This window comes from Clostridium sp. CTA-19, from assembly GCF_054767855.1.
Window position 1 is genome coordinate 14,630 of sequence record NZ_BAAABH010000029.1, and the last position, 22,189, is coordinate 36,818.

A 22,189-nucleotide genomic window follows, 5' to 3' on the forward strand; every position below is an offset into this window, starting at 1 on the left:
AAGATGAACTAAGTTATTAATAAGTTACATTAAAAAAGCTAAGCAAACTTTTGCTTAGCTTTAATGTAACTTATTATAATTACTTATATAGTCTACATACAGTTTCCACGTGTGGTGTGTGTGGGAACATGTCTTTTAATTTTATCTTATCTATTTTATATCCAGCATTAGTAAGAACTTGCAAGTCAGTTACCAATGATTTTGGATTACATGATACATAAATTATTTCTTTAGCATCAAATTTTATTACATAATCTAATGCAATAGGGTGAACTCCAGCTCTTGGTGGATCTAGAATGATTATATCTGGTTTAATTTTTACATCTTTTATTACCTTAGCTACATCACCTGCTATAAATTCACAGTTATCTAAATTGTTTAATTTAGCATTTTCTTTAGCAGCATCTACTGCTTCTTCAATTAATTCTATTCCTAGGACTTTTTTTGCTTTTGGGGCTACTATTTGACCGATGGTACCAGTACCACAATATAAGTCAAAAACTATTTTATTTTCAGAGTCACCCATAAAATCTCTAACCATGGAATAAAGTTTTTCAGCACCCTTTGTATTTGTCTGGAAGAATGCAAAGGGATTAATTTTAAATTTTAATCCTAATAAGTCTTCAACTATGTAATCTTTACCGTATAAAACTTTTATTTCATCAGCTTGAACCACATCAGATAGTGAGTCATTTAATGTATGTATAATGCTTACTATTTTTCCATTAAGATTAAGAGATTTTAATTCTTCAACAAATTTTGTTAAATCATAACTATTTTGAGTTGTAGTTACTAAATTAACAAGTATTTCGCCGGTATTTATAGCTTTTCTAACTACTAAGTTTCTTAAAAAACCTTCATGCTTTAGAACTTTATAATATGGAAGCTCTGTATTTTTAAAATGATTTAATGTAGTTGTTAATATAGTTCTAAAATCATTATCAACTATTTTGCAGTTATCAACAGTTATTATACTAAAGTTTCTGTTTTTAACATGCATTCCTAACGTTAGTTCTCCGCCTTTTTCCATATCTCCAAAGGTAAATTCCATTTTATTTCTGTATTCAAAAACAACAGGACTTTCTTCTATACCTAAGAAGTCATAATCTTTAATATTACCCTCATCTAAAAGTTTTTTAACTTGTTCTGTTTTAAACTTTAATTGAGTTTCATAATCTAAGGATGCATGACTACAACCACCACATTGATTAGAAATATCACAATGTGGCTTTATTTTATAATCTACATCCTCTAATACTTCTATAAGTTTTGCTTGAACGCCATTTTGACTACTTTTTTTAGTAACTCTAGCCTTTACTTTTTGTCCTGGTAATGTGTTTTTTATAGCAACTTTTTCGCCTTCATAAAAAGCTATGCCTTTTCCAGGAAACTCAGTTGTTTCTATTAAAAATTCATACTCTTTTCTTTTTCTCAAGTAAATCGCTCCTAATTTTTATTTTTTGTTAAATGTATGTTTGATAGCTTTTGACCAAGTGTCATTTTGTTTTTCATTGTTGTCATTAATACATTATATAATATAAGTGCAGGAATAAACAATATAACTATAAATAAAAATTTGTCGCTTATATAAAATTTAAAAATTCTTAGAATAAAGTCTATAACAATGGTTCCTAATATAGATATACTAGCAGTTATAAGTACATCTATAAGTTGGCTTTGTAATGCATCTTTAAAAGTAATTGAATCGGTAAAAGTGTTATTATTAAGTTGAAGTTCTTCACCTTGCAATTCTTCAGAGTTTTCATTATTAGTAGCTATAGTTTCAATAGTATCATTAGATTCTGTAAACTCATCTAAAGATGCGTCATTAGATAGTTGCATATCCTCTTCTAAAGGTTTGTTATCATTTTCATTATTTTTTAAATCCATTTTAAATCCTCCTAAAAAACTTATTATTTATATTAAACATTAAAAAGTTTTATGTTTTTAAATATACCCATTAATTGGGTTTTCATAACTTACTATATTATAAATTCAAAAGGTTACAGTATAATGACAGATATATTTAATATATTTCCATATATAAGTTAAAAATTAAATCATAAAAAAGAGCATGAATTTTATTATTTAAACTGGAATTGGAATTTATTTCATTATAAGTATAACAAAGAGTGTAAATAAATACTAATATAGATTTAATTTAAATAGAAAAGTGTTTCGCTAATTTATGGAATATAATGTATATGCATATTATAATTGATGTAAAAATCATAGGTTTATTAGGAGGAAAGTTATGGGGAAATTAGAAGGTAAAGTTGCACTTATAACAGGAGCATCTAAGGGAATTGGAGAAGGAATTGCTAGAACTTATGCAAAGTATGGAGCAAAAGTTGTACTATTGGCAAGATCTTCATATGTTGATAGCTTAGCAGATGAATTAAATAAAAAAGGGTTTGAGGCTTTAGCAGTTAAAGCAGATATAGCTAATAAAGGAGAAGTAGAAAATGCAGTAAAAAGTGCTGTTAGTAAGTTTGGTAAAATAGATATATTAGTAAATAATGCAGGAGTTTGTAAATTAGGAAATTTTTTAGAAATGACAGATGATGATAGAGATTTTCATATTGATGTAAATATAAAAGGAGTATGGAATGTCACAAAAGCGGTTTTACCTTTAATGATTAAAGAAAAGTATGGAAAAATAATTATAATGTCATCAGTTACAGGGGATATGGTAGCAGATGCAGGTGAAACTGCTTATGCTACTACAAAGGCTGCATTAGTTGGTTTTACTAAGTCTTTAGCAATAGAGGTGGCTAAACATAACATAACAGTCAATGCTATTTGTCCAGGTTATGTAGAAACACCAATGGCAAAAAGTATTGCAATGCAATCAAATGGGGAAAATCCAGAAGAAGTAACTAAAGGAATAGAAAATGCTGTACCGTTAAAAAGATTGGCAAAACCAGAAGAGGTTGGAGAACTTGCTGCATTCTTAGGGTCAGATGAGTCATCCTATATTACAGGAACACAGGTTGTTATAGATGGAGGAAGTACTCTGCCAGAAACAGTTAGTGTAGGTGTTTAATTTATAAATAGATAAAGTAGATTATAAGTTATTTCAAATTAACTGAAAAAGTACAAACCTAATTCATTGTATCTGTTTAAAAATAATTATAAAGGGTAAACCACAAGAAAAATTTTTATCAACTTATAGGTTAGTTATGTAAAAATACAAGTTATTGTATATAAGATTGCAAGAATCTATAATTAAATTAATTCATGAATTAACTAATTATAGGTATAGGTGGAGGAGATTTTTATGGTTATTGAAATTGGAAAACAGATAAAAAATTTACGTATAGAAAAAGGAGTTACTCAAGAAGAATTAGCTAATCATTTAGGAATTTCGTATCAAGCTGTTTCTAAATGGGAAAATAATATTACAGCACCAGATATTCAATTACTTCCTATGATTTCAGTTTATTTTGGGATTACTATAGATGAGCTTTTTGTTATACCATATGATGCTCAAATGAAAAGAATAGAAAACATGTTATATAATGAAAGAATAATAAGTGAAGAGGTTTTTAATTATGCTGTTAATTTCCTTGAAGGAATTATTAATAGTGAACCTAAAAACGCTAAAGCATACTATCTTTTAGGAGAGCTTTATAATCATAGGGCTGAAAGTGATAATAAAAAGGCATCGAATTATATAAAAGAGGCTTTGAAATATAAACCATATGAAAAGAACTATCATACTGCACTTATTCATGCAGAAAAAGGTGTATTTGGAGATGAATATTATAATAGACATGATGATTTAATTAAGTACTATGAGGAGTTTACACAAAATCACCCTAAATATTGGAGTGGACATTTGTTTTATTTAGACCAATTAATTAGAGATGGTTATTATAAGAAAGCTAAAAAAGTATTAGAGCATGTAAAGCAATTAAATCATACCTGTTTAGATTTTATGTATGAAGGTGATATTGAGTTACAACAGGGGAATATAGAAAATGCTTTAAGATTGTGGAATAAGGGAGTAAGTGAATTCCAAGGAGATTGGAGAGCTTATGTTTCACGAGGAGATCGTATGATGAGATTAGGTGAGTATGATAAAGCACTTAAAGACTATGCAAAATCTATGGAATTACAAGAAAAACCTCGTATTGTGGATCCACTTGAATTTATGGCTAAAATATATGAAACACTAAAAAAATATGATAAGGCTATAGAAGTTTTGCAACAGGAGATATCAATTATACAGAATGAATATAATGTCTTTACAGGAGAACTGGTTGATAGACATAAAAGAGAAATTGAAAGATTAAAAAAGATTTATGAGAATAAATCTTTATAAGTTAAAATATTTAAACAATTATATAGATAATTAATTTAAAAATAATATTAATTTAATTTAAATTTTTAAGCTCATAAGGTTTTCTTGTGAGCTTGTTATTATATAAATATTAAAAAATATTTATGTAGTTAAGTTAAATATAATGAAGGGATAGTGTACAATTCATAAAATAGAAATTTTACAATAATTTTTAGTTGTGTGCACAACTAAAATGCTTTATAATAAATCTACAAAGGAGAAAATGATATGAACGATTATAGAGAAATAGGCGATTTAATTTATTTTATTTCAAAAGAAACTAAAACACGAATGGATGAAGGTGTTAAAGAAAATAAATTAGGTCAAGGGCAAATGCTTACCATAATGAATTTAATGAAATTAAAAGATAATATACCGATAAGTCAAGAATTGCTTGCTGAAAATATGGGAATTAATAAGGGAAATATAAGCAGAAATTTAATGAAACTTAGTGAAAATGGATTTATAGATATTATTCAAGATAATGACGATAAAAGAAAGAAGAATATAATATTAAAAGACACTTTTTTTAATGAATTTATTGAAATTAGCAAAGTTTTAGAAGATATTTTTAAGGATATGATAAAAAATATAAGAGAAGAGGACCTTTTAATTACATTAAAAGCTTTAAAACAAATGAAAAATAATTTATATAAGAAATAATGCAGTGCACTTATATTAATATATAAATTTTCAGGAGGATAAGATATGAAAATTTCGATAATGTACTTTTCAGGTAGTGGTAATACAAAATACATAGCAGATAAGTTAAAATCAAAATTAGAGGATATAGGATTTGATGTTAAGGCTAATAGTATAGAAGAAAAAATAAGTTTTAATGATGATATAGATTTAATTGTTATTGGAGGACCTATTTATGCTGGAAATGTTCCAGAAAAATTAATAAAGTGGTTATTAAGAAATGTGCCTAATACTATAAATAAGACAAAAGCTATAGTTTATTCAACATCGGCTGGTTTAATAAATGCTAATGGTGTAGATTCATTAGCATCAAAATTAGAAAAAAAGGGATATGAAGTTATAGGAAAAGAAACATATGTTATGCCTAAAAATTTTTATTTTGGTAAATATAAAAGGAATACAGAAGAAGAAATTGAGGTTATGTTTACAAATGTGGAAAGTCAAATAGACGTTTTAGTTAAAAATATAGAAAATAACAATATAGAAAAGATAAATGATAATAAGAGCATAGTTTCAAAGGATATTTTAGCAGAAGTATTTTCTATTATGGCTAAGTTTATGGGCAAAAGTTTTTCAACAAGTGATATGTGTAATGGATGTGGATTATGTGCTAAACAATGTCCACAAAATAATATAATTATTAAAAATAAAGTTGTTAAATTTAAAAATAAGTGTATGATGTGCACTAGATGTATACATAGTTGTCCTAATAATGCTATTAGATATAAAAAACAACAATACCCACAGTATAAAATAGAAAGTTATATTAATAAAAATAAATAAATATATAATAATTAAAGCACTTTGGAAATATTATTTTCTAGAGTGCTTTAGTTATAAAGAAATAGTTATTAAATACGTATAAAAAGGATTTTATGCATACTATAAAGAAATAGAACATGGAAATATTAAGTATTTGATTTATAGTATTCATCGCCCCACGTACACATCATTTTAAGAATAGGCATTAAACTTTCACCTAAATTTGTTAAGGAATATTCTACTTTTGGAGGAACTTGAGGATAAACTTTTCGGTTAATTAAATTATCAGATTCTAGTTCTCTTAGTTGCTGAGTTAGCATTTTTTGAGTGGTGTTAGGAAGCAATTTTTTTAATTCATTAAATCGTAAAATTCCTTTAGTACCTAAATGCCAAATTATAATTGGTTTCCATTTTCCACCGATTAAATCTACTGTAATTTCAAAGGTACATGTATAATTTCTATTTTTGAATTCTATAGTGTTACAACTAGAAGTCATATAAATCATCCTTTCTACAGTACCCTTTTAGGTACTATGGTACAAAATAGTGCGTACTTGTTATATATAAACTGATTTTTTATAATGATAGCATAACTTTTAACCAAAAACAATTAGGAGGAATATATATGGATGCAATATTAAAAAGAAAAAGTATAAGAAAGTATAAAGACATAAAGATAGAAGATGAGATTATTGAAGAATTGTTAAGGGCAGCAATGCAAGCACCTTCTGCTGGAAATGAGCAACCTTGGGAATTTATAGTCTTAAGAGATAAGGAAATTATGAGAAAAATTACTGATATTCATCCTTATTCGAAAATGTTATTAAATGCAGATGTGGCAATTGTAGTTTGTGGTGATGAATCAAAGGAAGTATTTAAAGGATATTGGGTGCAGGATTGCTGTGCTGCGACAGAAAATATATTATTAGCCGTTGAAGATAAAGGATTGGGAGCCGTATGGTTAGGGGTTTATCCTATGGAAGATAGAGTGAATGGTTTAAGAAGAATTTTAAATTTACCAGCTAATGTAACTCCATTATCAATAATCCCAATTGGATATCCAAATGAAAATAAAGAAGCAGTAAATAGATTTGATGAAACAAGAATACATTATGATAGATGGTAAATAAATTGTTTAGTGAATGCTAACTAAGTTAGTATTTTATTAATCAATTTAATATACAAGGACATGAATAAATTATATACATTATAAAAAATTATTAGATATTAAAATAAATCAGAAGTAAAAAATAGAAAACTTAATTTTACAGGAGGTAATTTTATGAAGGTTGTTGCATTTAACGGAAGTCCTAAGAAGGAAGGAAACACATATAATGCTATAAGGATGGTTGCAGAAGAGCTTGAAAATGAAGGAATAGAAGTTGAAATTGTTCATGTAGGTAATAAAATAATAAGAGGATGTCTTGCTTGTAATGCTTGCGCAAAAAATAAAAATGGGAAATGTATAATTGATAATGATGAAGTAAATGAATTTATACAAAAGATGAAAGAGGCAGATGGAATAATATTAGGTTCACCGGTACATTACTCAGGTATAGCTGGAACTATGAAATCATTTTTGGATAGAGCATTCTATGTTGCAAATGATGGGGCTTTAAGACATAAGGTAGGAGCATCTGTAGTTGCTGTTAGAAGATCAGGAGGAGTTGCTACTTTTAATCAATTAAATAATTATATTAATTATGCGGAAATGCTTATGCCAAGTACAAATTACTGGAATGTAATACATGGAGCAATGCCAGGTGAAGTTTCAAAAGATGAAGAAGGAAAACAAATAATGAGAGTTCTTGGAAAAAATATGGCTTGGCTTATGAAAACAGTTGAAAATGGCAAAAAAACAATTAAAGAACCGGAAAGGGAAAATAAAATACTTACAAACTTTGTTAGATAATTGATAATTCAATTATAAAAAATTAAAAGGTAGGGATTTAAATGATAAAGGTAGTTGCTAGAAATGTTGCTAAAGAGAATAAACTTACTGAAGTTATTCAGCTTTACAAAGAACTAGTAGGATTAACAAGGAAAGAAGAAGGATGTATAAAGTATGAATTGTATCAAGATGAAAATGATCCTACAATTATTACGATGATTGAAGAGTGGGAAAGTAAAAAGGCTTTGGATGAGCATTTGAAATCAGAGCATTTTACTAGAATTGTTCCAAAGATAAAAAAGTTCATGACGAAACAAACAGATATGAATGTATACAATAAATTAATTTAATACTTGTGATAAAAATTGGGCAACTTTACGCAAAGTCAATATTAATTTATGTATGAATAATATGTTAAAATAAAAAACTTCCAACATTGTAATCTAGGTTAATGTGTTGGAAGTTTTTTATTTTAACAATCGCCTAATAAATCAAAATTTAAATCGCTTAATAAATGATTAGTAGTAGTTACATTTAGCTTCTTTTTTATTGCAAAAATTATAGCTGAATCTCTTGAATCTTTTGCATATAATTGTCCTACGTTTCCAAGGGTTAAAATTCTTTGTATTTCTTCAAGACTTAATTTAGCAGCAATACAAAGTTGTAAAATTTTATCACGGCTAGGTTTTTTCTTTCCGCTTAAAATTTGATAAGCATAAGTTCTATCAAGATTAGAGTCATCTATGATTTTACTTTTTTTAAGTTTTTTTTCATGTAGAATATTTTCAAAATAAGTGCAAAAATCTAAGTTGTTAAAAGCAGTTTTAGTTTCATTTATGTATGTATTTAATTTGGTTGTATCATCTATTGAATTTAATATATCTAAAAGTTCAGAAGTTTTTTTATCTTTCACAAGTACAATCCTCCTTAAAATTCATTGGTATGATTATCATAAGCATACCAGTATGATATAATTTTCATTGGAGAAAAGCAACGATTAAAGGGGAGTTTTAATGGAAGATTTACTTAAAGAATATGTAGAATATAGATTATCAAATTATAAAGTATTAACTAAGCTTAGTGAAAATAAAAAAAGTAAGATTTTTTTGGTACAACATGTTGAGACAAATGTTATTTATGTAAAAAAAATTCTTATTAATTACGATATAGAGGTTTATAAAGAAATACAAAATATTAGAAGTATATATACACCATATATTTATGAGGTTTTAGAATATAGTGGTAAATTAATATTAATAGAAGAGTTTATAAATGGTTCTACATTAGAAAAAACTTTAGAAAATATTAGTGAGCCTTTAAGTGAAATTAAAACTATTGAATATATAATTTGTCTTTGTAATATACTAGAAAAACTTCATAGTTTAAAAAAGCCTATAATTCACAGAGATATAAAGCCATCTAATATTATTATAAGTAATGATGATGTCTTGAAATTAATAGATTATGATGTGGCCAGGACTTATAAAATAGAGGAAAATCATGATACAGTTATTATGGGTACACATGAGTATGCACCACCAGAACAATTTGGATTTTCACAAACAGATTGTAGGAGTGATATATATTCTATAGGAATATTAATGAATTTTATGACAACAAAAGATTATCCTAAAAATAAAAAAAATAATGGAATTTTAAAAAAAGTAATAGAAAAATGTACAAAATTTTTACCAAATGATAGGTATCAATCCATTAAAGAATTACAAGAAGAATTAAAATTAAAACTAAATACATATAAAGAAGATTCTATATGTAAAGTAAATTCCGCCAATATAGAATTATCAAAAATAGAGCCTTTAGACTTAAAGAAAAGGGTTGATGTATTTAAAAACTTTTTTAACAATGAGATAGAAAATTATAAATATAAACCGGACAATATGAATTTGAAAAATTTTTATAAGGCTATTCCTGGGTTTAGAAGTGGCCAAACATGGAAAAGCATTATAGCATGTATTTGGTATATATTTTTAATGCTTATAGTGGTAATTATATTTCCTACTTCAAAAAACATTTCTGAAGATGTAATAATGTTTTTCATGTTTGTAGTATTAACAATTTTATATACAAATTTTTTAAATATAAGAAAACACATACCTATAATAAATAATTTGAAAATTTATATAAGAATTTTAGGTTATGTATTATATACATTTATAATTATAATGATAACAGGAGCACTTTTAAATATTTAAATTAAAAAATATTTTTTACTCGTTTTGTATGCTTACAGCACACCAAATAAAATAATATAAGTTTTATAATAAATCTGTCGCAATAAGTTATGTGACAGATTTATTTTTTGGGGTGATGTAATATGAACAAAGGAAAAGTTAAAAAGAAAATTTATAAAAGATGGTGGTTTTGGACTGTAGCAATTATTTTTATTTTAATCTTAGCAAATCCACTTAATAACAATAGCAAAACTATTAAAGAAAAAAATAGTGTTGAAAGTGATAAAAAGAAATCAGAGGAAAAAGTAGTAGAAGATAAAACTAAAACCAGAGATAACTCAACAGCAGTAGAAACAGTATTAGCAACGGGAAATTTTATAGTAGGACAAGACATACCTAAAGGAAGATATGTATGTACTAGTGATTCAAGTGGAAATTTTATTATTTATGATAAGGATAATATTCCAGTAGTTAATGAAATTTTAGGGGATGAAAATTTTGGGGTTACAAAAGTGACTGTTGATATTAAAGATGGTGAAAAAATAGATATAGGTGGAATTAAAAATGTTAAATTTACTCCAGCAAATACTGAGTTATTACAGGAGTTAACTACAGGAATATGGGAAGTTGGTCTTGATATTAAAGAAGGCAGATATGTTGCATCATCAGCTAAGGGACAAGGGAATTTTATAGTTTATAGAAAGGGGCTTCCAATAACTAATGAAATATTATCTGATTCAGGAGAGTTTGGAGTTCCTAGTATAACACTTGAAATTAAAAATGGGGATTTAATTCAAATAAGTGCATTAGAGAAAGTTATATTTAATTCAAAATAAAGCTAATAATGGAGGTTAATTAAGTAATGAAAAAAAGTAAAGCATTAGTTATATCAGCAGTATTAGGTATCATATATTCAATTTATTTAGTAAGTTATTTTGGTGGAACAATATTTGGAGCAGGGTCAGGAGCTGAAGCTGTAGGTGGTGCAATTGCAACAGCATTAGTTACACCACATATGATATGTATAGTTTTAGCTACAATATTTAATACACTAGGTGCATTTTTAAATAAATCTGGGTTTGCATTGACAGGTGCAATACTTTATTGTGTTGGTGGTGTTGTATTTATAATGTATATATTCTTTGTTATGCCAATGATAGTGCTAAGCTTTGTTGGGTACGGAAAAGTTAAAAAGAATATGATTTTAAGTAAATAATAAATTGGATAAAAACTGTATTAAAATAGGATTTAAATTCTAGTTTAATACAGTTTTTTAGTATGTATAAAAATATATGTAATATTATATATTTTTTTATAGATAAACCAAATAAATACTTATATTTCAATTTAAATTTTAAAACAACTATAAAAAATATTAAAGTTTTTATAAATGATAACGAATTCATTATTGTAGAACAAAACATCAAAAATATTAGGAAAATTAAGAAATGTTAATTTATTTTTAGGAGGTATATTATGAAATCACAAAAACTTGCTGCAATTATGTTATCAGCAGTAGTAATATTAGGGGCTGCTAGTCCAATTTTAATGGAAGGTACTACAGTTCAAGCTAAGGAGATAAGCACTAAAAATATACAAACAAAAATATCTACTAATATTGGAATTGGTCAAGAATCATGGGGTTCTACTGTATTTGCTCCATATGTAGATGCTTGTTCGTATCCTGTATTTTCGCTTACTGATTATGCAAAGGCAACAGGAACAAAACACTTTATATTAGGTTTTGTAGTTGATAAAAATGGACAACCATCTTGGGGAACATATTATGATATGGAGGAAGGTCCTACAGATTATCAAGGTGGTAGTTTGTTAAAAGAAATTCAAGGTTTAAGACAAATGGGCGGAGATGTAATGGTTTCCTTTGGTGGAGAAGCTAATGTACCATTAGCATCATCAATTAAAGATGTTAATAAATTGAAGGATACTTATAAAAAAATTATTAAGGATTATGGATTAACACATGTAGATTTTGATATTGAAGGGGCATGGACAGCAGATTTTGATTCTATAGAAAGGCGTTCAGAAGCCCTTGCATTACTTCAAAAAGAGCTTAAAGCTGAAAATTATCCTCTTGAAGTATGGTATACACTACCAGTGTTGCCTTCAGGAATGACTAATGGAGTAGACGTAGTAAAAAGTGCAGTTAAACATGGCGTAGACTTAAGCGGTGTAAATGTAATGACTATGTGTTTTGGTAGCAAAGTACCAGACGGAACTATGGGAGATTTAGTTATAGATTCAGCTAAAAGCGTTCATAAACAATTAAAAAATATATACACTCAAGCTAATATAAAGAAAAGTGATGCAGATATTTGGAAAATGATAGGAGTTACTCCTATGAATGGTTTAGATTATAGTGGAAATATAGTTGATCAAAATGAAGCAAAGGAAGTTTTGAATTTTGGTAAGACTGTAGGAATGAGACTTATAGGTATGTGGTCTGTAAATAGGGATTTCCAAAATTCTCAAGGAAAGACTAATTATGTTTCTATAAATGATAGTTCTATATTACAAGAAAAGTTTGAGTTTGGTAAAATACTTTCAAAATATGATTCAAATGATGGAACAGAAGTAATAGAAAAACCAGATACAGAAGATCCAGGCGATGGTGGTGAAGTAGATGGAGTTTCTGCATATAAAACAGATAGAGCATATGTAGCAGGAGAACAAGTAAGTTATAAAGGAAAGATTTATGAAGCAAAATGGTGGACAAAGGGAGACTTGCCAGATGCAAAAGTAAGTAATTCATGGGAAACACCATGGAAATTAATTAAAGATGGCACAGATGTAGAGACTCCAGGAGAAAAACCAGATGAAAAACCAGGAGAAGATGGAGAAACATCAGAAGATGCACCATTATATAATTCTGATAAGGAATATATGGCAGGAGATAAAGTAACTTATAACGGAAAAGTATATAAAGCTAAATGGTGGTCAAAAAACTTTGCACCAGATGCAAAAGTAAGTAATTCATGGGAAACACCATGGGAATTAGTAGGGTAGATAAAATATAAATAATGAATTAAAAGCTGTCTTAAAAGTAAAATTAAGATGGCTTTTAGTTTATAAAAATGTATAAAGAAATAATTTTAAACTAAGATTATACTAAAGTACATAAATAAGAGAAAGTAGTGAAAACAATGAGAGTATTTTTTGCAATTACATTTTATGAAGAAACAAAAGATAAATTATTAGAGTATAAAAATTTAGTAGCTAGTAATTCAATTAAAGGAAAATTTACAGATAAAGATAATCTTCACCTAACACTTGAATTTATAGGAGAAGTTGATGAAAAAAGTTTGAAAGTATTAATTAGTATATTACATAGATTACAAAAAGGTCCAAGAAACCTTGTTACATCTGATATTGGTTCATTTAAAAAAGGAAATAAAGAAATAATTTGGCTTGGAATTAAAAAAAATGAAGAACTTATAGAATTACAAAAGGAGTTAAAAAAATTATTAGTGGATAATAAATTTAAAGTTGATGATAGAAAATATACCCCTCATATTACAATTGGAAGACAAATAATTCTTGATAATAAAATAAAAGCAAACAAATTTGAATCCATAGAAATTCCTATACGTTCTATAGCAATTATGGAAAGTAAAAGAGTTAATGAAAAGTTGGTTTATGAGCCATTAGAAGAAATAATGTTGCAAAATATGTGAACAAAAAATTAATGATAGTTATAAATTTTTGTAGATATTAAAATTTTTGAATATATTTGAAATAATTATAATTAAAGATGCGTTTATTTAAAAATATAATAGCAAATTATGTATAAAAAGTTAATAAAATGACAAATTATGTTATAATTAGCAAGTGCAATAGCATATAAGTGAAAAAATACATATATTTTAGAGGGGGAATTAGTGTGAAAGGAAGGATATGTAAAATTTTAACATCAGTTACTATAGTTTCTTTATTATTAACTGGTTGTGGCAATACAAATAAAACAGTAATCAATCAAAGTGAAAGTCAAGAAGTAAAAAAAGGAGGGGTGGTTAAGCAAGCACTTACAGAATCGCCAGAGGGAGTGTTTATGCCAGCCTTTTTTACATTCAACTATGATGTAAACGTAAATAGTATGCTATATGATGGATTATTATTTATTAATGATAAATTTGATTTTGAACCATGTCTTGCAGAATCTTATAAAGTATCAGATGATAAAAAAACTATAACATTTAAAATTAGAAAAGGTGTAAAATGGCATGATGGACAGCCTTTTTCAGCTGATGATGTAAAATTTACTTTTGATTTTGTATGTAACCCTAAATATAATGGACAATATACAATGTATGTGAAAAATATAAAGGGATATGATGCATATAAAGAAGGCAAAACAAATGAATTAGAGGGTGTAAAAAAAGTAGATGAAGATACAATAGAAATTACTACTACTGACATATATGGTTCAGGATTGCTTAATTTTGGATATATGATGAAAATAATACCAAAACATATTTGGGAAAAAGGTGATATTGAAGCTGTACAAAAAGATACAAATCTTATAAGAAACCCAATAGGAACTGGTCCTTTTAAGTTAGGTAAGTTTACTCCAGATCAAAGTGTTGAATTAGTTGCAAATGATAATTATTGGGGTGGAAGACCTAACATAGATAAATATATATTCCAAGTAGTTAGTGCAGAAACTGTTGATGCTCAACTTTCAAACAAAGAACTTGACATTGTTAGTGCAGGAAATCTTACAAAAGAAGAAGAAGAAAATTATAAAAAACAAGGGTTTAAAGTAGATGAAGTAACATATAATGTATATCAGTCTATGGGACTAAATTTAAAAAATCCTTTATTTAGTGAGAAAAAGGTAAGACAAGCTTTCGCATATGCCTTAAATCGTGAAGCAATTGTAAGAGATGTTTTAGAAGGTCATGGTGAAGTAGCTAATAATCCATTCCCATCAAATTTTTGGGCTCATCCAGAAGGATTAAATGAATATAAATATGATTCCCAAAAAGCTATAGACTTGTTAAAAGAAAGCGGATGGGAATATAAAGAGTCTGATAAAAAAATGTATTGTAACGGAAATCCAGTTAAATTTACATTAAAATATACATCTGGAGATGATCAAAAAACAAAACAAGCTTTAATGATGCAACAAAACTTTAAAGACATTGGAATAGAATTAGAACTTCAACCATTAGAATTTACAACAATGTCCGCTGATGTGAAAAAGGGAGATTTTGATGCTTATCTAATGGGTATGGGTAACTCAAATGATGCAGATATATCAGCAAATTATCTTTCAACTTTAAAACCACCAAATGGATATAACTATACAGGCTTTAATAGTAAAAAAGTAGATGATATGTTAACAGAAGGCTCTAAGCATTTAAGTAAAGAAGAAAGAAAGCCTATATATAATGAAGTAGCATTAGAATTAAATGAAGAGTTACCAGCAATATATACTTATCATTGGAACAGTATATTAATTTATAATTCTAATATTAAAAACTTCAAAAATACTCCAATTGGATATTATCAATATATAAAAGATTGGTATATTGATGGTGAACAATAAAATTTATTAAATATAATATTAAAGAAGAATAAAACTTAAATTGCTTTGCTAATATTAATTTATTAGTAAGGCAATTGTTTTGTTTAAATAAATTTATAGTATTTGAGGTTAGAATATGAGCAAATATTTTATAAAAAGAATTTTAATAATCATTCCTGTTTTTATAGGATTATCTATAATTATATTTACACTTATAAATATTGCGTCAGGAGATCCATATAGTAATATGTTAGAAAGTCAAATAAGCATTTCTGCTGAAGATAGAGAAAGTGCCCTTAAAGCTATTGGTTATTATGATCCAGTATATTTAAAGTATACAAAATGGGTGGGAAATATATTAAAAGGTGATATGGGAATTTCTATAAGATATAATGAACCAGTTGTTGATATAATACAAAGAAGAATTTCAAATACATTTTTACTTTCAATAATTACCTTAATACTTACCACATCTTTAGCAGTGCCTTTAGGAATAATATCAGCATCTAAACAATATTCAATTCAAGATAGATTACTGACGGTATTTGCATTTTTAGGAATATCAGTGCCGGGATTTTTTGTAGCATTAGTGGTAGTAAAAATTTTTGCTATTGACATGAGTATATTCCCTATATCAGGGATGAGTACTGTAGGATATGATTTAACAGGATTTGATAAATTTATAGATATAACAAAACATATGATTTTACCAGTTTTATCAATGACATTAGTGGAGGTAGGGTCACTTTTAAGATACACTAGATCTGCTATGCTAGATGTTATTAATCAAGCATATATTAGAACTGCAAGAGCTAAAGGGATAAGTGAAAAAATGATTATATATAAGCATGCTTTTAGGAATGCACTTATACCAGTTATTACTTTAATAAATATGTCACTTGGATATATTTTTGCAGGAACTATATTAATTGAAACTATATTTGTTTGGCCAGGAATGGGAACGTTATTTTATCAGGCTATATCTAATAGAGATTATCCATTAGTAATGGCATGTGCAATGATACTTTCGTCATGTATTTTAATAGCAAATTTAATTTCTGATATTGTTTATTGCCTTATTGATCCAAGAGTAAGAATTAAATAAAAAAGAATGGTGGAATTCTATGAAAATAAAAAGAAGAATAATTAAAAATTTATTGAAGAATAAGAGGTCATTATTTGGGGTGATTTTTTTAACTTTAACAATTTTAACCTCTATTTTTGCGCCTTTAATTTTAAATAGAGATAGAGATTTAATAAACACAGCTATATCAAATATGTCACCGAGTTTTAAATATATACTTGGTACTGATGATTTAGGAAGAGATAATTTTATAAGATTAATTTATGGTGGTAGAGTTTCCTTAGCAGTGGGAATAGGAGCAACACTTATATCAGTATTAATAGGTGTTTTTTTAGGAGCTGTAGCAGGATATTTTGGAGGAGCTATAGATATTATTATAGTAGTTCTTATAGATGTGTTTATGTGTATTCCTTTTTTAGTAATAGCTTTAATACTTGCATCAATTATAGGAGCTAGTGTTTGGAACTCAATTTTAATAATAGGTTTTTTGGGATGGACAACAATTGCCAGAATTGTTAGGGGGCAAGTTTTTGAATTAAAAGAAAGACAGTTTATAGAAGCGGCAAAGTGCCTAGGAATGGGACCTATGGATATAATATTTAAACATATTATTCCTAATATTGCATCTACTATTATTGTTTATGCAACTTTGGGGGTTGGAGGTGCTATATTAGCGGAATCAGGGTTAAGTTATTTAGGTATGGGTGTAAAGCAACCAGTCCCAAGTTGGGGCAATATGCTATCTGTTGCTAGAAATATGAAATCCCTTACCATGTATTGGTGGCAATGGGCACCACCAGGTATTATGGTGTTTTTAACTATATTATCTATAAATTTTATAGGAGATGGATTAAGAGAAGCCATAAATCCTAAGGCAAAGGAGTAAAGTTTTGTATGAAAGATACTATATTAGAAGTAAAAGATTTAATTACAACTTTTAAAGCAGATGAAGGTAAATTTAGGGCAGTAGATGAGGTTAATTTCACTGTTGAAAAAGGAAGGGCATTAGGAATTGTTGGAGAATCAGGGTGTGGAAAAAGTATAACAGCTATGTCTATTATGAGACTTATTGAAAAACATAATGGAACAATAGAAAGTGGACAAGTTATTTTTAATGGAAAGGATTTATTAAAGCTAAAAGAAATAGATATGAATGTAATTAGAGGCAATGAAATCTCTATGATATTTCAAGAACCTATGATAGCTCTAAATCCTGTACTTAAAATAGGTAACCAAATAGGAGAAATGCTAAAAATACATAAAAATATTACAGGAAAAGAAAATAAAAATAGAGTTTTAGAGATGTTAAAGCTCGTAGGAATAAAAAAGGAGAATGAGATTATAAATTCATACCCTCATCAACTTAGTGGTGGAATGTGTCAAAGGGTAATGATAGCTATGGCTTTATCTTGTAGCCCAAAATTATTAATTGCAGATGAACCTACAACAGCACTAGATGTAACAATTCAGGCTCAAATATTAGATTTAATTAATGAAGTTAAAGAAAAATTAGATATGTCCGTAATTTTTATAACACATGATTTAGGGGTTATATGTGAAGTAGCTGATGATGTTATGGTTATGTATGCGGGAAAAGTGGTAGAAAAAGCCTCTGTAAAAGAGATATTTGATAATCCTTTACATCCATATACTATAGGGTTAATTAATTCCAGACCAGAGAATTTTAAGCGTGGTGAAAGGCTAAAGTGCATTGAAGGAAATGTTCCTAAATTCTCAGAATCATCAGCTGGTTGTGAGTTTGTAGATAGGTGCTTTACTTCTATGGATATATGTAAAAATTCTAAGCCAACATTAAAAGGTATAAAAAGCGGACATGAAGTTAGATGTTTTAAATATTCTGAGTAAGGGATGATATTTCAATGGAGAATTATAAGTTAAGTAAAGAACCATTATTAGAAGTTAAAAATTTAAGATGTTATTTTAATGATAAAAAATTATCATTTAAAAAAAATAAAGAAGTAACTAAAGCTGTTGATGATATATCTTTTAAAATTAATAAAGGAGAAGTTTATGGGCTTGTAGGTGAATCGGGATGTGGAAAGTCTACAACTGGCAGAGCAATATTGAGTTTAGTACATAAAACAGGTGGCACCTTAAAGTTTGATGGAAATTTAATCTATGATGTAGAAAATAACTATAGTATAACAGATAAGAAAATGCAAAGTTTAAGAAAAGATATGCAAATGATATTTCAAGATCCATATTCTTCATTAGATCCATGTATGACTGTGGAAAATATAATTAAGCAAGGAATGCTAAAACATGGACTCTTAAAAAATAAAAATGAAATGAACGAAGTGTTACATATATTGAAATTGTGTGGATTAAGAAATGACTGTATTAATAAATATCCACATGAGTTTAGTGGTGGTGAAAGACAAAGAATAGGAATAGCAAGAGCCTTAGCTATTAATCCTAAATTTTTAGTTTGTGATGAGCCAACAGCTGCATTAGATGTATCTATACAAGCACAAATTATTATGCTTATGGATAAATTAAAAAAAGAAATGGGATTAACTTATCTATTTATATCGCATAATTTAAGTTTGGTTAGGTATTTTTGTGATAGGGTAGGGGTTATGTATCTTGGAAAAATAGTAGAAGAATGTAATGCAGAGGAATTATTTATTACACCAAAGCATCCTTATACTAAATGTTTAATTTCATCTATACCTAAAACCCATCCAACAGAAAAAAAAGAAAGAATAATATTAAAAAATGAATTGCCTAGTAGTAGTGATACTATAAATGGATGCAAGTTTCACACCAGATGTCCGTATGTGCAGCAAATATGTAAAAATAGTATTCCAAAATTAAAAGAAATAGAACCAGGGCATTTTGTAGCATGTCATAAAATTTTTAATTAGATTTATATTGAATCTAAAACAAAAATTTACATAATAAAACATATTATATATAATTAAAAGTAAAGTATTTATATATGGGGGCATTATATATGAATGAAGATACGAAATATAAAAAAATTATAGAAATTGTTAAAAATAAATTAACTTGTTCAGCACATAATTTGGATCATGTATTTAGAGTTTATAATATGTGTAGGTTACTTGCAGAATATGAGAAAAATGTTGATTTAGAGGTTTTAATTATAGCAGCATTATTACATGATATTGCAAGAGTAGAAGAGAGTAGTGATAAAACCGGGGAAATCGATCATGCTATTTTAGGTAGTGAAATTGCAGAAAATATATTAATAGATCTAAATTATGGGAAAGAAAAAATAGAAAAAATAAAGCATTGTATTGTTACACACAGGTTTAGAACAGGAAATGAGCCAAAAACAATAGAGGCTAAAATACTTTTTGATGCAGATAAACTTGATGTTATTGGAGCAAGTGGAATAGCTCGTACTTTTATGTTAGCAGGGCAATTTGGTCAAAGATTAATAGTAGATGAATCAATAGATGATTATTTAAAAATTAATACTGTTGAAAATGGAAGATTAAAAGAGGTTTCTAAACATACACCTTTTATTGAATATGAAGTAAAATTTAAAAAAATTCCTGATAAATTGTACACAAAGAAAGCAATAGAAATAGGTAAAGAAAGACTAAAATTTATGGATGAATATTTCAGTAAATTAAAGTCGGAGATTAAAGGTGTTGAATAAAAATAGTTTATTATACATTAAGTAAATTAAAATCTATTCAATTCATTTAAATATACAGTGATAAAATATAATGTTAAAGAAAGATATGGTGGGGGTATGAAATTTGTATAAAATATTGATAGTAGAGGATGATGTGATTTTAAACAATGGAATTAGTTTTAATTTTAAAATGGATGGATTTGAAGTATTTCCAGCTTTTACATTAGAAGAAACTAAGATTATTTTATATAAAGAAGATATTGATATTATTATATTAGATGTTAACTTACCAGATGGAAGTGGATTTGAATTTTGTAAGGAGATAAGAAAAACTTATTCTAATCCAATTATATTTTTAACAGCTTGTGATATGGAACTAGATGTTATAACAGGACTAAAAATTGGTGGTGATGATTATATTACAAAGCCCTTTAGTTTGAATATATTAAGGGAAAGAGTTTTAGCAGTTTTAAGAAGATATGGCAAAAGTAAAAGTATTATTTTAGATATATTAAAAAGTGGTGAATTTGAATTTGACTTTGATAATATGACTATATATAAAAATGGAGAAACAATAGATTTGCCACCAACAGAATATAAAATTTTAAAAAAATTAGTAACATCAAAAGGTGAGATTTTAACAAGACAAACATTATTAGAATCCATATGGGAAGATGATAGGTATATAGAAGAACATGCATTAACAGTAAATATTAATAGACTTAGAAGAAACATAGAAGATAATCCATCAAAGCCCAAATATATTAAAACTATTTATGGTGTAGGATATTGTTGGGGTGGTGAAGTGAATTGAAAAGTGTAAAATTACTCTTATTAGATAATTTATACAAAGTATTTATTATGATTATTTTAATTATAAGTAGTATTTTTCTTTTATGTACTAAATATAAATTAAAAAATGTTGTAGATGTAAATATAGATTTAAATGAATTATTAAATTATATTTTTATTATGAATAGTATATTTATATTTACTATTTTCATACTTATCACTGGATTTGTATATTTATTAAGGAATAAGGTTTTAAACTTTTCTAATAGAATGAGTGACATTATTGATAAAATTATATGTAATGAGGGAAATATTGTATTTGATACAGATAAGGAAACTTTACTTTCAAAACTTGAAAATAAATTAAAACAACTTGTTGATATAATAGAAACTGATAGAAAAAAATATTTTATGGAAAAAGATAGTATCAAATCTTTAATTTCAGATATTTCACATCAAATAAAAACTCCGATAGCTAATATATGTATGTACAATGATACATTAATTGAAAGAGAATTAGATGAAAATAATGAAAAACTATTTTTAAGTAATATGAGAAATCAAGTTTCAAAGCTCCAATGGTTAGTACAAGCCTTAATTAAAATGTCTAGACTTGAAAGTAATATAATTACGCTTAATAATAAAAATACTTTTTTAATGGATACGATAGCAGGTTCTTTAAAAGGAATTTATTTAAAGGCAGAAAATAAAAATATAAAACTTACAGTTAGCTGTCCACAAAAGCTCAAGTTATGCCATGATAGAAAATGGACCAGCGAAGCAATATTTAATGTTATTGAAAATGCAGTTAAATATACTGAAAATGGAGGAAAAATTCAGATTAAGGTAGATGAATGGCAACTATTTACCAAAATAGATATTACAGATACAGGTATTGGTATAGAAAATAAAGATATAAATAATATATTTAAAAGATTTTATAGAGGTAGAGAAGTAACTGAATTTGAAGGTGTAGGAATTGGATTATATTTAGCAAATGAAATAATAACAAAACAAGGTGGATATATTAAAGTAATTTCTAAAAAAGGTAAGGGTAGTACTTTCTCAATATTTTTAAAGAATTAAAAGTAGCAACATTTTTATTATGCTGCTTTTTTTTTATAGACATTCAAAACAAATCACAAATTTATTAACTTAAAAAAGTAACAATATTAAAATTGAAAATTAAAAAGTGTATAAATATGAATATCACTAAACTGTTACTTTTAGACTTTAGAATATCTC

The 22,189-nt window shown here is 26.9% G+C and carries 24 protein-coding genes; 20 read left to right on the plus strand and 4 right to left on the minus strand.

What is annotated here, in order from left to right; genetic code table 11:
* Nucleotides 1-79: 79 nt before the first annotated feature.
* A complete protein-coding gene (rlmD, locus tag ACYUE0_RS14015; RefSeq protein WP_010299487.1) occupies nt 80-1,435 on the minus strand; it encodes a 23S rRNA (uracil(1939)-C(5))-methyltransferase RlmD in 1,356 nt (451 codons plus the stop codon).
* Nucleotides 1,436-1,446: 11 nt separating this feature from the next.
* Nucleotides 1,447-1,890 (minus strand): RDD family protein, encoded by a 444-nt coding sequence (locus ACYUE0_RS14020; protein ID WP_460271063.1) that lies wholly within the window; start codon nt 1,888-1,890, stop codon nt 1,447-1,449.
* 364 nt (nt 1,891-2,254) lie between these two features.
* Here ACYUE0_RS14020 and ucpA point away from each other — a divergent pair, with 364 nt between their 5' ends.
* The 4 genes from ucpA (at nt 2,255) to ACYUE0_RS14040 (ending at nt 5,830) form a co-directional block, all read left to right on the plus strand.
* Entirely contained in the window at nt 2,255-3,046 is a 792-nt protein-coding gene (ucpA, locus tag ACYUE0_RS14025; protein ID WP_460271064.1) for an SDR family oxidoreductase UcpA, read from the plus strand.
* A 234-nt stretch (nt 3,047-3,280) separates the two neighbouring features.
* A complete protein-coding gene (locus ACYUE0_RS14030) occupies nt 3,281-4,327 on the plus strand; it encodes a helix-turn-helix domain-containing protein (protein ID WP_460271065.1) in 1,047 nt (348 codons plus the stop codon).
* A gap of 246 nt (nt 4,328-4,573) precedes the next feature.
* Nucleotides 4,574-5,008: a MarR family winged helix-turn-helix transcriptional regulator gene (locus ACYUE0_RS14035; protein ID WP_061994332.1), complete on the plus strand. Its 435-nt coding sequence runs from the start codon at nt 4,574-4,576 to the stop codon at nt 5,006-5,008.
* A 45-nt stretch (nt 5,009-5,053) separates the two neighbouring features.
* Nucleotides 5,054-5,830 (plus strand): EFR1 family ferrodoxin, encoded by a 777-nt coding sequence (locus tag ACYUE0_RS14040; protein WP_460271066.1) that lies wholly within the window; start codon nt 5,054-5,056, stop codon nt 5,828-5,830.
* 125 nt (nt 5,831-5,955) lie between these two features.
* On the opposite strand, the gene ACYUE0_RS14045 is transcribed toward ACYUE0_RS14040, so the two are convergent.
* On the minus strand, nt 5,956-6,306 hold the full coding sequence (locus tag ACYUE0_RS14045) for a winged helix-turn-helix transcriptional regulator (protein WP_061994334.1): 351 nt from the start codon (nt 6,304-6,306) through the stop codon (nt 5,956-5,958).
* Between the two features lie 128 nt (nt 6,307-6,434).
* Here ACYUE0_RS14045 and ACYUE0_RS14050 point away from each other — a divergent pair, with 128 nt between their 5' ends.
* The 3 genes from ACYUE0_RS14050 (at nt 6,435) to ACYUE0_RS14060 (ending at nt 8,050) form a co-directional block, all read left to right on the plus strand.
* The gene (locus ACYUE0_RS14050) at nt 6,435-6,935 is read left to right on the plus strand and encodes a nitroreductase family protein (RefSeq protein WP_010299477.1); all 501 of its coding nucleotides are present in this window, start codon (nt 6,435-6,437) and stop codon (nt 6,933-6,935) included.
* A gap of 156 nt (nt 6,936-7,091) precedes the next feature.
* Nucleotides 7,092-7,721, plus strand: a complete 630-nt coding sequence (locus ACYUE0_RS14055) for a flavodoxin family protein (RefSeq protein WP_010299476.1) — start codon at nt 7,092-7,094, stop codon at nt 7,719-7,721.
* 41 nt (nt 7,722-7,762) lie between these two features.
* A complete protein-coding gene (locus tag ACYUE0_RS14060) occupies nt 7,763-8,050 on the plus strand; it encodes a putative quinol monooxygenase (protein WP_199870179.1) in 288 nt (95 codons plus the stop codon).
* Nucleotides 8,051-8,172: 122 nt separating this feature from the next.
* Here ACYUE0_RS14060 and ACYUE0_RS14065 read toward each other — a convergent pair whose 3' ends face one another.
* Nucleotides 8,173-8,613 (minus strand): transcriptional regulator, encoded by a 441-nt coding sequence (locus ACYUE0_RS14065; RefSeq protein ID WP_061994336.1) that lies wholly within the window; start codon nt 8,611-8,613, stop codon nt 8,173-8,175.
* 100 nt (nt 8,614-8,713) lie between these two features.
* Between ACYUE0_RS14065 and ACYUE0_RS14070 the strand changes: the two genes are divergently transcribed.
* The 13 genes from ACYUE0_RS14070 to ACYUE0_RS14130 all read left to right on the plus strand — a co-directional run bounded on the left by ACYUE0_RS14070 (nt 8,714) and on the right by ACYUE0_RS14130 (nt 22,030).
* The gene (locus ACYUE0_RS14070; RefSeq protein WP_460271067.1) at nt 8,714-9,913 is read left to right on the plus strand and encodes a protein kinase domain-containing protein; all 1,200 of its coding nucleotides are present in this window, start codon (nt 8,714-8,716) and stop codon (nt 9,911-9,913) included.
* A gap of 122 nt (nt 9,914-10,035) precedes the next feature.
* Nucleotides 10,036-10,728 carry a hypothetical protein gene (locus ACYUE0_RS14075; RefSeq protein ID WP_460271068.1) on the plus strand — a complete coding sequence of 231 codons (693 nt, stop codon included), beginning with the start codon at nt 10,036-10,038 and terminating at the stop codon, nt 10,726-10,728.
* A gap of 26 nt (nt 10,729-10,754) precedes the next feature.
* A complete protein-coding gene (locus ACYUE0_RS14080; protein ID WP_460271070.1) occupies nt 10,755-11,108 on the plus strand; it encodes a hypothetical protein in 354 nt (117 codons plus the stop codon).
* 260 nt (nt 11,109-11,368) lie between these two features.
* On the plus strand, nt 11,369-12,916 hold the full coding sequence (locus ACYUE0_RS14085; RefSeq protein WP_460271071.1) for a chitinase: 1,548 nt from the start codon (nt 11,369-11,371) through the stop codon (nt 12,914-12,916).
* A gap of 137 nt (nt 12,917-13,053) precedes the next feature.
* Entirely contained in the window at nt 13,054-13,584 is a 531-nt protein-coding gene (gene thpR, locus ACYUE0_RS14090; RefSeq protein WP_460271072.1) for an RNA 2',3'-cyclic phosphodiesterase, read from the plus strand.
* 206 nt (nt 13,585-13,790) lie between these two features.
* The gene (locus ACYUE0_RS14095) at nt 13,791-15,458 is read left to right on the plus strand and encodes an ABC transporter substrate-binding protein (RefSeq protein WP_460271073.1); all 1,668 of its coding nucleotides are present in this window, start codon (nt 13,791-13,793) and stop codon (nt 15,456-15,458) included.
* A 115-nt stretch (nt 15,459-15,573) separates the two neighbouring features.
* Nucleotides 15,574-16,542 (plus strand): ABC transporter permease, encoded by a 969-nt coding sequence (locus ACYUE0_RS14100; RefSeq protein WP_460271074.1) that lies wholly within the window; start codon nt 15,574-15,576, stop codon nt 16,540-16,542.
* Between the two features lie 19 nt (nt 16,543-16,561).
* Nucleotides 16,562-17,407 (plus strand): oligopeptide ABC transporter permease, encoded by an 846-nt coding sequence (gene opp4C / locus ACYUE0_RS14105; protein ID WP_460271075.1) that lies wholly within the window; start codon nt 16,562-16,564, stop codon nt 17,405-17,407.
* A gap of 8 nt (nt 17,408-17,415) precedes the next feature.
* Nucleotides 17,416-18,387, plus strand: a complete 972-nt coding sequence (locus ACYUE0_RS14110; RefSeq protein WP_460271076.1) for an ABC transporter ATP-binding protein — start codon at nt 17,416-17,418, stop codon at nt 18,385-18,387.
* Nucleotides 18,388-18,401: 14 nt separating this feature from the next.
* A complete protein-coding gene (locus tag ACYUE0_RS14115) occupies nt 18,402-19,409 on the plus strand; it encodes an ABC transporter ATP-binding protein (protein WP_460271078.1) in 1,008 nt (335 codons plus the stop codon).
* 89 nt (nt 19,410-19,498) lie between these two features.
* Nucleotides 19,499-20,173 carry an HD domain-containing protein gene (locus ACYUE0_RS14120; protein ID WP_199870192.1) on the plus strand — a complete coding sequence of 225 codons (675 nt, stop codon included), beginning with the start codon at nt 19,499-19,501 and terminating at the stop codon, nt 20,171-20,173.
* Nucleotides 20,174-20,276: 103 nt separating this feature from the next.
* The gene (locus ACYUE0_RS14125) at nt 20,277-20,966 is read left to right on the plus strand and encodes a response regulator transcription factor (protein ID WP_460271079.1); all 690 of its coding nucleotides are present in this window, start codon (nt 20,277-20,279) and stop codon (nt 20,964-20,966) included.
* A complete protein-coding gene (locus ACYUE0_RS14130) occupies nt 20,963-22,030 on the plus strand; it encodes a sensor histidine kinase (protein WP_199870194.1) in 1,068 nt (355 codons plus the stop codon). The genes ACYUE0_RS14125 and ACYUE0_RS14130 overlap by 4 nt, the downstream gene beginning before the upstream one ends.
* Nucleotides 22,031-22,189: the final 159 nt, after the last annotated feature.

What these genes read in the sequence shown, in the direction of transcription:
- ACYUE0_RS14020 (WP_460271063.1), bottom strand. Translation starts at nt 1,890, where the DNA reads ATGGATTTAAAAAATAATGAAAATGATAACAAACCTTTAGAAGAGGAT.
- ucpA (WP_460271064.1), top strand. Translation starts at nt 2,255, where the DNA reads ATGGGGAAATTAGAAGGTAAAGTTGCACTTATAACAGGAGCATCTAAG.
- ACYUE0_RS14030 (WP_460271065.1), top strand. Translation starts at nt 3,281, where the DNA reads ATGGTTATTGAAATTGGAAAACAGATAAAAAATTTACGTATAGAAAAA.
- ACYUE0_RS14035 (WP_061994332.1), top strand. Translation starts at nt 4,574, where the DNA reads ATGAACGATTATAGAGAAATAGGCGATTTAATTTATTTTATTTCAAAA.
- ACYUE0_RS14040 (WP_460271066.1), top strand. Translation starts at nt 5,054, where the DNA reads ATGAAAATTTCGATAATGTACTTTTCAGGTAGTGGTAATACAAAATAC.
- ACYUE0_RS14045 (WP_061994334.1), bottom strand. Translation starts at nt 6,306, where the DNA reads ATGACTTCTAGTTGTAACACTATAGAATTCAAAAATAGAAATTATACA.
- ACYUE0_RS14050 (WP_010299477.1), top strand. Translation starts at nt 6,435, where the DNA reads ATGGATGCAATATTAAAAAGAAAAAGTATAAGAAAGTATAAAGACATA.
- ACYUE0_RS14055 (WP_010299476.1), top strand. Translation starts at nt 7,092, where the DNA reads ATGAAGGTTGTTGCATTTAACGGAAGTCCTAAGAAGGAAGGAAACACA.
- ACYUE0_RS14060 (WP_199870179.1), top strand. Translation starts at nt 7,763, where the DNA reads ATGATAAAGGTAGTTGCTAGAAATGTTGCTAAAGAGAATAAACTTACT.
- ACYUE0_RS14070 (WP_460271067.1), top strand. Translation starts at nt 8,714, where the DNA reads ATGGAAGATTTACTTAAAGAATATGTAGAATATAGATTATCAAATTAT.
- ACYUE0_RS14075 (WP_460271068.1), top strand. Translation starts at nt 10,036, where the DNA reads ATGAACAAAGGAAAAGTTAAAAAGAAAATTTATAAAAGATGGTGGTTT.
- ACYUE0_RS14080 (WP_460271070.1), top strand. Translation starts at nt 10,755, where the DNA reads ATGAAAAAAAGTAAAGCATTAGTTATATCAGCAGTATTAGGTATCATA.
- ACYUE0_RS14085 (WP_460271071.1), top strand. Translation starts at nt 11,369, where the DNA reads ATGAAATCACAAAAACTTGCTGCAATTATGTTATCAGCAGTAGTAATA.
- thpR (WP_460271072.1), top strand. Translation starts at nt 13,054, where the DNA reads ATGAGAGTATTTTTTGCAATTACATTTTATGAAGAAACAAAAGATAAA.
- ACYUE0_RS14100 (WP_460271074.1), top strand. Translation starts at nt 15,574, where the DNA reads ATGAGCAAATATTTTATAAAAAGAATTTTAATAATCATTCCTGTTTTT.
- opp4C (WP_460271075.1), top strand. Translation starts at nt 16,562, where the DNA reads ATGAAAATAAAAAGAAGAATAATTAAAAATTTATTGAAGAATAAGAGG.
- ACYUE0_RS14110 (WP_460271076.1), top strand. Translation starts at nt 17,416, where the DNA reads ATGAAAGATACTATATTAGAAGTAAAAGATTTAATTACAACTTTTAAA.
- ACYUE0_RS14115 (WP_460271078.1), top strand. Translation starts at nt 18,402, where the DNA reads ATGGAGAATTATAAGTTAAGTAAAGAACCATTATTAGAAGTTAAAAAT.
- ACYUE0_RS14120 (WP_199870192.1), top strand. Translation starts at nt 19,499, where the DNA reads ATGAATGAAGATACGAAATATAAAAAAATTATAGAAATTGTTAAAAAT.